The 1101-nt window shown below is 69.6% G+C and carries 1 pseudogene; it reads left to right on the plus strand.

From position 1 onward, the window contains the following. Positions 1–75 precede the first annotated feature (75 nt). Positions 76–1079 (plus strand): annotated as a pseudogene (locus BGP73_RS21690) (IS5 family transposase). Positions 1080–1101: the final 22 nt, after the last annotated feature.

Below are 1101 nucleotides of genomic sequence, written 5' to 3' on the forward strand. Positions count from 1 at the left end.
AGGGTCTGTGTGATGTTGTGATCAATCTTGCCGATCCGGGTCCGTCTGGAGGGCGGATCCGGTAGGAAGACGGTCGTGACGCGCAGGCAACTTACCGATGAGCAGTGGAAGTTGATCGAGCCGTACCTGCCGATAGGCGAGTACGGCCCGTACCCCGAGCGGCTGCGGGAGCAGTTCGAGGGGGTGATCTGGCGGTTCAGGACCGGCGCGCAGTGGCGTGAGATGCCGGGCGATTTCGGGCCCTGGCCGACCGTCTACGGGCGCTTCCGGGTCTGGCGTAACGCGGGCGTCTTCACCGCCCTGCTGGAGGGCCTGATCGCCGAGGCCGCCCGCCGGGGCAGGACAGACTTGTCCCTGGTCAGCATCGACTCCACGACCGTCCGCGCGCACCACGACGCCGCCGGGATGCCCGTCGGCAAAGACGTCATGGAGGCGCTCGAGGAAGCCGCCGCCGAGCAGGAACAGGCCCGGCAAAAGGGGGAGCCGAGGCGGAACAGAACGGACGGGACGGCGAAAACGAGCCCGAGCGGACCGAACGCCGGCGCGTCCGCCGGCGACGCCGGCTCCGCCTGAAGGAAGCCCTGCTCGGCAGGTCCCGCGGCGGGCTGACCAGCAAGATCCACCTCGCCGCCGACCGCAGGCGCCGGCCGCTGTCGTTCGTCCTGACCGCCGGGCAGGCCGCGGACAGCCCCCAGTTCATCCCCGTGCTGCACAAGATCCGCGTCCGCCTGCCGGTCGGCCGGCCCCGCACCCGGCCCGCCGCGGTCGCCGCGGACAAGGCGTACTCGTCCCGCGCCAACCGCGCCCACCTGCGCAAACGCCGCATCAAGGCGGTCATCCCGGAAAAGAAGGACCAGGCCGCCCACCGCAAGAAGAGGGGCAGCCGAGGCGGCCGTCCCGTCACTTTCGACGCCGGTCTCTACCGTGACCGCAACACCGTCGAGCGCCTGATCAACCGGCTGAAGGACTGGCGCGGCATCGCCACCCGCTTCGACAAGACACCCGAGAGCTACCTCGCCGGCCTCGAACTCCGCGCCTCGATGATCTGGCTCGGAGATCTCCTGCAAGCAGCCGGTTGATCACAACATCACACAGGCCCTA

This window comes from Streptomyces sp. TP-A0874 (assembly GCF_001748085.1).
Lineage (GTDB): Bacteria > Actinomycetota > Actinomycetes > Streptomycetales > Streptomycetaceae > Streptomyces.